The following is an 8,537-nucleotide window of genomic DNA, read 5'->3' as shown; positions in this document are numbered from 1 at the left end:
CCGCGCGGCGCTCACCGCGGCACGCAATTCCGGGCTTTTCGGATCGGCTGGTGTGACGACCGGAATGCCATGCTCGGCTGCAATCGAGGCGACGCTGCCGAACCAGATGTTTTCGGTCGGGCTGTCCTCGTGCGTGACGACCAGCGCCACGTCGACGCCGCGCGCGAGCAGCACCTGCAGGCAGCGCACGCCGACGTTGTGATACGCGAATACGACGGCACGTGGCTTCATGGGTTAGGTTCCTGATCCGCCAGCGGCGCGGCTTGCACGGCTTGCACAACCGCCTGACGCGGCGCTTCGGTCACGGTAGTGCCGTCGCGCTGCTCGAGAATCGTCTGCACCAGATAACGCGGTCGCGCGCGCACTTGCTGATAGATCCGGCCGATGTATTCACCCAGCAGGCCCAACGCGAAAATGATCACGCCGAGCAGGAAGAAGGTGATAGCGAACAGCGTGAATACACCTTGCACTTCCGCACCGATGATGAAGCGGCGAATCAGCAGCAACACGAACAGCGCCGCGGAACCGAGCGACAGGATCACGCCGATGAACGACAGCCATTGCAGCGGCACGACCGAGAAGCCGGTCACCAGGTCGAAGTTCAAACGGATCAGGCTGTAAAGCGAGTACTTCGATTCGCCGGCAAACCGCTCTTCGTGCGCGACTTCGATCTCGACCGGATTCTGCGCAAAGGTGTACGCAAGCGCCGGAATGAAGGTGTTGATCTCGCCACACCGGTTGATCGTGTCGATGATGTGCCGGCTATACGCACGCAGCATGCAGCCCTGGTCGGTCATCTTGATGCGGGTGATGCGCTCGCGCAGACGGTTCATCGCGCGCGACGCCTTGCGGCGCCACAAGCTGTCCTGGCGCTGCAGGCGGATCGTGCCGACGTAGTCGTAGCCTTCGCGCATCTTGTTGACCAGCTTGCTGATTTCTTCCGGCGGATTCTGCAGGTCGGCGTCGAGCGTGATGACGATCTCGCCGCGCGATTGCTCGAAGCCCGCCAGAATCGCCATGTGCTGGCCGTAGTTGCCGTTCAGCAGGATCACGCGGGTCGTATCGGGCCGCGCGCGGAACTGATCGGCGAGCAGGGCGGGGGATTTGTCGCGGCTGCCGTCGTTGATGAAGATCACTTCATAGCCGGTGCCGAGCGCGTCGAGCGCCGGGTAGAGGCGCGCGAACAGCGCGGCCAGCCCGGCTTCCTCGTTGTACACCGGGATGATGATCGACACTTCCGGTGCGGCGGCGCGATGTTCCGAATAAATCATTTCCGCTTATTTTCCGTATTGTTCGCAAATTTCATTGACCGCGCGGCAGACCCGCTCCACGTCGCCTTCGTTCATCAGCGTGAACAGCGGCAGCGTGACGGTGGTGGCGCCGAAGCGCTCCGCGTGCGGAAACATCCCTTCCTTGAAGCCGCGCGCACGGTACAGCGAGAATAGGTGAATCGCCGGGTAATGCACGCCCGAACCGATGCCGCGTTCCTTCAATTGGCCCATGAAGCCGGCGCGGTCGATCGACAGTTTTTCGAGCGGCAGCGTGATCTGGAACATGTGCCAGTTGCTGTTTTCGAAGTCGGCACACGGCAGGCCGATGCCCAGCTTGACCGCCGCACCGCCTTCGAGACCGGCGAAATAGACGCGCACGAGCTTCTTGCGCTGCGCGAGGAAACGCTCCAGATGCGGCAACTGGCCGAGGCCGACGCGCGCGGCGACGTCCGTCAGGTTGTACTTGCCGCCCAGCACGTCGCAGTCCATGCCGTCGAAGCCGGTGCGGGTGATGCCTTGCAGGCGATATTTTTGCGCAAGAATCGCTTCTTCCTCGTTGTTCAGCACCAGCGCGCCGCCTTCGATCGAGGTCAGATTCTTGTTCGCGTGGAAGCTGAACGAGACGATGTCGCCGAGCTTGCCGATCCGCTCGCCTTTCCATGTCGAACCGAAGGCCTGCGCGGCGTCTTCGATCACGCGCAGTTTGTGGGCGCGGGCGATTTCATACAACCGGTCCATATTCACCGGCAGGCCCGACAGGTATACAGGGATGATCGCCTTGGTGCGCGGCGTGATGGCCTTTTCCAGCAGATTCAGGTCGATGTTGCGGGTCACCGGATCGATGTCGACGAACACCGGCGTCGCGCCGGTTTCATAGATGACATTGCTGGTCGAGACCCACGTGGCGGGCGTGGTGATGACTTCGTCGCCTTCGCCCACGCCGGCGATGCGCAGCCCGATTTCGAGCGTCGCGGTGCCGGAATTGAACGTGCGCACCGGGCGGCCGCCGCAGAACTCGGACAGCGCGGCTTCGAACTTCTGGTTCTGCGGGCCGGTGGTGATCCAGCCGGAGCGCAGCACGTCGGCGACGCCCTGGATCGTTTCTTCATCGATTTCAGGTTTGACAAACGGCAAAAACGGGACTGTTGACTGGCTCATGAATGCTTCGCTCGATTGAAAGGGGCGCAACCCGAAGGGCGCGAAGTAAAGCACAAACTACGCGCAAACCCAAGGCTACGACTAAAAAAGGGCGCAACCGCCAAGCTTACCGCGGCCAACCTTACGTTTTTCTTAGCCGGCGACGGTGCCCGGCTTGCCGCATCTTTTGTAGCCGGCATTGTCGCAGCGCTTGCACCCGCGCCGGCAATAAACGGTAATAAATCGTGCCCGGCACAGCGTGGCCGGGGACATGGCGCCTAGCTGCGCGCCAGGACGACGACGCCAATCAGGATGACGCCGATCCCGACCAGCTTCTGCACCGACATCACTTCGCCGAATAGATACCACGCCGCGAACGCGTTGACGACGTATCCGAGCGACAACATTGGATAGGCGATCGACACGTCCACCCGCGAGAGTCCGACCACCCAGACGCCCACGCTGATCACATAGCAGGCCAGCCCGCCGATGATCGGCGGCTGGGTTGCAAGGCGAAAGGCGATGGGCAGGATGTTCGCACGGGTGAATTCGAAGTGTCCAACGGCATTCGTTCCGGCTTTGAGCAGCAACTGCGCGCCGGCGTTCAATGTGACGCCCGCGAGGATACAAAAGAGGGAAATCGGGTTCATCGAACGGTCAGTTCCTGAGATGGGGTCATTGTTGTGGTTTTTCTACTGGCGCGGGTGCGCTTTGCGCCGCCGCGTCGGAGGCGGGCGCGGGCACCACCGCCACGGGTTTCATCACGATGACCCGGCGTGGGTCGCGTGCGACCACCTGCATTGGCAGCCCTTCTTTGAGCAGCCTGTCATAGGTTGCCGGCGGGATCAGCGCGAGCGCGTAGCGGTCGGCCTTCCAGAGCTCGATCCACGCGTCGACCGACGGCACCCATTTCTGCGGTTCGACAGACACGCCGAATGCCAGCTCGTCAGGATGTTCGACCATGATCATCGTATGGTCGACATAGAACGGCAATGTGTGGTCGAGCACGCCGACCGAGTAGAACGGCGTATCGGCCGGCAACTTTGCGATCTCGGCCTTGATGGCGGGCGCGAGCGGCGCGCCGGAACTCAGGCGGCCGAATACGTCGTGACCCGTGCCGGCAATCGTGCCGAGCAGCAGCCACGCCGCACCAAAGCTCGCGATGGCGCCAAGGGTGCCGGCGCGGCTGCGGCGGTTCAGCCACAACGCGGCCAGCGTCAGCACGAAAGCGACGCCGAGTGCCGCCAGTACCCAGGTGCGGTATTCGACATACAACTCAGTCGGGTTGCGCGCGTCGCCGAAGCGCGACATGAACAGCGCGGCAAACGCGGCCACGACGAGAAACAGCGCGTAGCCTGCCAGATGGCGGCGCAGTTGGTCACGTGTGACAAGCGGCAGGTACATGCCGATCAGGAGCGCGATGGGCGGCGCGATCGGCAGCGTGTAGGAGAGCAGCTTCGAGTGCGACGCGCTGAAGAACAGGAAGATGAACGCGATCCACACCAGCATCAGCGTGACCGGCGCGAAGCCGTTCGGCTGACGTGGCAGGCGCCACGCGTGGCGCACGCTCTGGAAGGTCACCGACAACCACGGCAGGAAGCCGACCAGCAGCACCGGCACGAAGTAGTAGAACGCCCCCGGGCGGTTCTGTTCAGGCGTCAGATAGCGTTTGAACTGTTGAACGATGAAGAAGAAGTTCAGGAATTCGGGGTTGCGCTGCTGCACCAGCACGAACCATGGCGTGACGATCGCGAAGAACACGACCAGACCGCCGATCAGATGCAGCCGCTTCCATACGGCCCAATCGCGCGCGACCAGGGTGTACAGCACCAGCACAGCGCCCGGCAGAATCAAGCCGACGAGGCCCTTGGACAGCACCGCCAGTGCCATCGCCCCCCAGCACACCCACATCCATGCCCGCACGTTGGCTGCGGCCAGGTTGGGGCGCTGGGCAAGCAGCAGCGCGCAGAGCGTCAGTTCCATCCAGAACGACAGGCCCATGTCGAGCGTGTTGAAGTGGCCCATCAGGTTCCAGTAGGGCGACGTGGCCAGCACGATCGCCGCGAATACGCCGGTCGCCGCATTAAACACGCGCGCGCCGGTGAAACCGATCAGCAGCACGCCGGCAAAGCCTGTCAGTGCGGTGTAGAGCCGCGCCTGCCATTCGCCGATACCGAACCACGCGAACGTGAGCGCGTTCGCCCAGGTTTGCAGCGGCGGCTTCTCGAAATACTTGTAGCCGTTGTAGCGCGGCGTGATCCAGTCGCCAGTGACGAACATCTCGCGCGCCATTTCGGCGTAGCGGCCTTCGTCGCTCGGCAGCAGATGGCGCCAACCGAGCGGCACGAACCAGATCAGGGCGAGGGCCAGCACCAGCAGCAGGATCGTGGTGCGAGTGAGCGGTAGCCTTGTCGGCGTATCGTTCATGGATTTCAACCTTTTTGGCGACGCCGCGTGCGCGGCGAGGCGGTGTTATTTGGAAAGGGCGATCGCCAGCGTGGCGCCAATGGCGCGCAGTGTACGTGATCGGCCGTGACGCGGCCATGGGTGGGGCCGCTCCGGTGTCCACACACGCCACATAGCCACATACGCCACGCGTGGCGGCCTGTGCCTCTACGCCAGCTAAACGCCAACTTCGCGGCGCCCACGCGGCGCCGCTATGCTTCGATCAGCAACGCGGCCGCGACCTTGCGGCCCTCGGCCATCAGAATGTTGTAGGTGCGGCAGGCGGCCTTGAAGTCCATCGTTTCAACGCCGATGCGTTTGGCGGTGAGCGCGGCGGTCAGGCGCGGATGCGGGAAGCGCAGCCGTTCGCCGCTGCCGAACACGACGACTTCGGGCGCGGCGTCCACCAGCATGGCGAAGTGCTCGGCGCTCAGGTCGTCGAAAGAGGAGACTGGCCAAGGGATGACGGGTGCTTCCGGCAGCACGAGAATGCTGCCCGAATGGCGCACCAGATTGATTTCGACATAGTCGACGCCGTAGCCGGTGACGGTGTTGAGGGCGCCGCTGGAATCCTGATGTAATTTCAAATTCGTTTTCCGAAGTCGTCGTGAGACATCATGCGTGTTGGCGGCCTGACCGGGCAGAATGGAAGCAGGGCGGTTTGACGCGAGTGGGACACGCAAGTTGCACAGCGGGTGACACAGAAGCGGCCGAAAAGGCTTGCCGTTGCGGTTGGTGCATTGCGGAAGTCGGCCAAAATCCGCTAAATTATAGCTTTTTAGCCGCCTCGCGGCGGCCCTCGCTCAAGTGGCGCCTCATGTGCTGTCATAAGCCGCACTGAGGGCATGGGCGCGGCCCACCGGCTACCTGCCTCGGTTCTGCCCGCTTTTCGTCTGTTTCTCGACTGTTTTTTGCCCGCTTTGGCCTGCTTTTGTCTGCTTTTGCCTGTTTGGCTGCTGCACCGGCGCAATCCGCCGGACGCGCGCCTAACCGGCTCGGGAAGTCGGCCCAACCCGTGTCTGGCGGCCCGATCTGTGTCGGGCGGTCGTGCCGCGTCATAATTCCCCGTATCGGCGGACTTGTCCGGGCCGGCGTATTTTCGCCTCCCGCTTGTTCGCCCAAGCCCATCAACAGGATGAAGTGCCCGCCGTGAAACCGATTCTCAAATCCAACAAGTTGTTGAATGTCTGCTACGACATTCGCGGGCCCGTCCTCGAACATGCGAAGCGGCTCGAAGAAGAGGGTCACCGCATCATCAAGCTGAACATCGGCAATCTCGCGCCGTTCGGCTTCGAAGCGCCGGATGAGATCATCCAGGACATGATCCTGAATCTGCCGGGCTCGTCGGGCTACTCGGATTCCAAGGGTGTGTTCGCCGCGCGCAAGGCGATCATGCATTACACGCAGCAAAAGGGCGTGCATGGCGTCGAACTGGACGACATCTACATCGGCAATGGCGCCTCCGAGCTGATCGTGATGGCGCTGCAGGGCCTGCTGAACGACGGCGACGAAGTGTTGCTGCCCGCACCGGACTACCCGCTGTGGACTGCGGGCGTAAGCCTCTCGGGCGGCACGCCCGTGCATTACATCTGCGACGAATCGAACCGCTGGATGCCTGATCTGGACGACATCCGCGCGAAAATTACGCCGAATACGCGTGCGCTCGTCGTCATCAATCCGAACAACCCAACCGGTGCGCTGTACTCGGACGAACTGCTGCTCGGCCTGATCGAGATCGCCCGCCAGCATGGCCTCGTTATCTTCGCCGACGAGGTCTACGACAAGATCGTCTACGACGGCAAGAAGCACACGTCGATGGCCGCGCTCTCCGAAGACGTGCTCACCGTCACGTTCAATAGCCTGTCGAAGAGCTACCGTTCGTGCGGCTACCGCGCCGGCTGGATGTTCATTTCGGGCCTGACCGGCGAGAACCGCCGCAATGGTAAAGACTATTTCGAAGGGCTCGGCATTCTGGCCTCGATGCGCCTGTGCCCGAACGTGCCCGGCCAGTACGCGATCCAGACCGCGCTCGGCGGCTATCAAAGCATTAACGACCTGATCGTGCCGAGCGGGCGCCTGTACAAACAGCGCGAACTCGCGTATGACATGCTGACGGCCATCCCCGGCGTGAGTTGCGTGAAGCCGGAGGCGGCGCTGTACATGTTCCCGCGCCTCGATCCGAAGATTTACCCGATTCAGGACGATCAGCAGTTCATCCTCGATCTTCTGCTGGAAGAGCGCGTGCTGCTTGTTCAAGGCACCGGTTTCAACTGGAAGACGCCGGATCACTTCCGCGTCGTGTTCCTGCCGAACGTGGACGACCTCGCGGATTCGATCAACCGGATCGCGCGCTTCCTCGACGGTTACCGCAAACGTCACTCGGCTTGAGATGGACGGCGCGCCTCGCGCGCGCCGCTGCCAGCCCCAGTTTCCTTTTAATCACTTACTCGAAAACACACGCTGCATGGAACCGATCAAAGTTGGACTGCTGGGCTTCGGCACGGTAGGCAGCGGCACCTTCACGGTACTGCGCCGCAATCAGGAAGAAATCAAACGCCGCGCGGGCCGCGGCATCGAGATCGCGCGCATTGCCGTGCGCAATCCCGCCAAGGCGAGCGCGGCGCTCGGCAGTGAAGCCGGCACCGTGGCGCTGACCGATGACTTCAATGCGGTGGTCGACGATCCGTCGATCGATATCGTGGCGGAAATGATCGGCGGCACGGGCGTGGCACGCGACCTCGTCCTGCGCGCGATCAAAAACCGCAAGCACGTGGTGACGGCCAACAAGGCGCTGCTCGCGGTGCACGGCACGGAGATTTTCGAGGCGGCGCGCGCCAACGGCGTGATGGTGTCGTTCGAAGCGGCCGTGGCGGGCGGCATTCCGATCATCAAGGCATTGCGCGAAGGCCTGACAGCCAATCGCATCCAGTACATCGCGGGCATCATTAACGGCACGACGAATTACATCCTTTCCGAGATGCGCGACCGTGGGCTCGATTTCGCGACCGCATTGAAAGCCGCGCAGGAACTGGGTTACGCCGAAGCCGATCCGACCTTCGACATTGAAGGCGTCGACGCCGCCCACAAGGCGACGATCATGAGCGCAATCGCGTTCGGCGTGCCGGTGCAGTTCGACAAGGCGTACGTCGAAGGCATCAGCAAGCTCGCTGCAATCGACATCAAATACGCCGAGGAACTCGGCTATCGCATCAAGCTGCTCGGCATTGCGCGCCGCACGGACAAGGGCATCGAACTGCGCGTGCATCCCACGCTGATTCCCGAGAAGCGGCTGCTGGCGAACGTGGAAGGCGCGATGAACGCGGTCGTCGTGCATGGCGACGCAGTCGGCTCGACGCTGTACTACGGCAAGGGCGCGGGCGCGGAGCCGACAGCATCCGCGGTGATCGCCGACCTCGTTGACGTGACGCGTCTGCATACGGCGGACCCGGAGCATCGCGTGCCGCATCTGGCGTTCCAGCCGGACAGCCTGTCGAGCACGCCGATCCTGCCGATCGACGAAGTGACGAGTGGCTACTACCTGCGTTTGCGCGTGGCTGACGTGACGGGTGTGCTGGCCGACATCACGCGCATTCTGGCGGATACGGGCATCTCGATCGACGCGTTGCTGCAGAAGGAATCGGAGCAGGTCGACGCGAACGGCAAGGGCGAAACCGACATCATCCT

Annotated in this window: 7 protein-coding genes and 1 pseudogene; 2 read left to right on the top strand and 6 right to left on the bottom strand. The window is 62.7% G+C overall.

From position 1 onward, the window contains the following. The 6 genes and pseudogenes from VFE81_RS09015 to VFE81_RS08990 form a co-directional block, all read right to left on the bottom strand. Nucleotides 1–231: pseudogene (locus VFE81_RS09015) on the bottom strand (formyltransferase); the annotation flags it as partial. Beyond that, nucleotides 228–1,271, bottom strand: a complete 1,044-nt coding sequence (locus VFE81_RS09010; RefSeq protein WP_325044259.1) for a glycosyltransferase — start codon at nt 1,269–1,271, stop codon at nt 228–230. The pseudogene VFE81_RS09015 and the gene VFE81_RS09010, both read right to left, overlap by 4 nt. A 6-nt stretch (nt 1,272–1,277) precedes the next feature. Further along, nucleotides 1,278–2,429 carry a DegT/DnrJ/EryC1/StrS aminotransferase family protein gene (locus tag VFE81_RS09005; RefSeq protein ID WP_325044258.1) on the bottom strand — a complete coding sequence of 384 codons (1,152 nt, stop codon included), beginning with the start codon at nt 2,427–2,429 and terminating at the stop codon, nt 1,278–1,280. A 257-nt stretch (nt 2,430–2,686) separates the two neighbouring features. Further along, the gene (locus tag VFE81_RS09000) at nt 2,687–3,058 is read right to left on the bottom strand and encodes a DMT family transporter (RefSeq protein ID WP_120291601.1); all 372 of its coding nucleotides are present in this window, start codon (nt 3,056–3,058) and stop codon (nt 2,687–2,689) included. Nucleotides 3,059–3,083: 25 nt separating this feature from the next. Further along, a complete protein-coding gene (locus VFE81_RS08995; protein WP_325044257.1) occupies nt 3,084–4,835 on the bottom strand; it encodes a glycosyltransferase family 39 protein in 1,752 nt (583 codons plus the stop codon). A gap of 230 nt (nt 4,836–5,065) precedes the next feature. Further along, nucleotides 5,066–5,440 (bottom strand): Mth938-like domain-containing protein, encoded by a 375-nt coding sequence (locus VFE81_RS08990; RefSeq protein ID WP_325044256.1) that lies wholly within the window; start codon nt 5,438–5,440, stop codon nt 5,066–5,068. A 553-nt stretch (nt 5,441–5,993) separates the two neighbouring features. Here VFE81_RS08990 and VFE81_RS08985 point away from each other — a divergent pair. After that, nucleotides 5,994–7,241: a pyridoxal phosphate-dependent aminotransferase gene (locus tag VFE81_RS08985; RefSeq protein ID WP_325044260.1), complete on the top strand. Its 1,248-nt coding sequence runs from the start codon at nt 5,994–5,996 to the stop codon at nt 7,239–7,241. Nucleotides 7,242–7,317: 76 nt separating this feature from the next. Beyond that, nucleotides 7,318–8,537: homoserine dehydrogenase (locus VFE81_RS08980; RefSeq protein WP_325044255.1), on the top strand; the 1,220-nt coding region annotated here is incomplete at its 3' end.

It is taken from the genome of Paraburkholderia sp. (assembly GCF_035656215.1).
Lineage (GTDB): Bacteria > Pseudomonadota > Gammaproteobacteria > Burkholderiales > Burkholderiaceae > Paraburkholderia.
Note: the sequence above shows the minus strand (reverse complement) of the source record. Positions and strands in the feature narration are given on the sequence as shown.

Coding starts and splice junctions, on each gene's coding strand:
- VFE81_RS09010 (WP_325044259.1), bottom strand. CDS start 1,271: ATGATTTATTCGGAACATCGCGCCGCCGCACCGGAAGTGTCGATCATC.
- VFE81_RS09005 (WP_325044258.1), bottom strand. CDS start 2,429: ATGAGCCAGTCAACAGTCCCGTTTTTGCCGTTTGTCAAACCTGAAATC.
- VFE81_RS09000 (WP_120291601.1), bottom strand. CDS start 3,058: ATGAACCCGATTTCCCTCTTTTGTATCCTCGCGGGCGTCACATTGAAC.
- VFE81_RS08995 (WP_325044257.1), bottom strand. CDS start 4,835: ATGAACGATACGCCGACAAGGCTACCGCTCACTCGCACCACGATCCTG.